This window comes from Staphylococcus pseudoxylosus, from assembly GCF_003697915.1.
Classification (GTDB): domain Bacteria; phylum Bacillota; class Bacilli; order Staphylococcales; family Staphylococcaceae; genus Staphylococcus; species Staphylococcus pseudoxylosus.
In genome coordinates this window covers 1-319 of the sequence record NZ_RCVN01000076.1, presented here as the reverse complement: position 1 = coordinate 319, position 319 = coordinate 1, and the positions used below count along the sequence as shown (strand labels likewise).

The following is a 319-nucleotide window of genomic DNA, read 5'->3' as shown; positions in this document are numbered from 1 at the left end:
AATTGGCCCCCAGAAGGTTGGAAACTATATTTGTTTAATATATCTTTGCTTTGTAAATTAACCCACGACAAAGCCTTGTCAATTTTTGACAAAGCCTCTTCTTTACTACTTTTATAATGCTTACGATAAATCGCAGTTAACTGTTTATCTAATTTAGTATGGTCGTTAAAACTTTCTGCATAATTTTGAGAAATATAGCCAATTGTATGACCATAATATTGACTCAATCTACTAACATTTTCGCCATCAAATTGGTACGAATCATACGTGCAGGTTAAATCAAATGGTAAATATTCAAGCAAGGCTTTAGCAATCAAAC

At 32.0% G+C, this 319-nt stretch carries 1 protein-coding gene; it reads right to left on the bottom strand.

Annotated elements, in window-relative coordinates:
• On the bottom strand, nucleotides 1–319 hold a 319-nt coding region (locus D9V42_RS14865; protein WP_483009892.1), incomplete at both ends, for a P-loop NTPase family protein.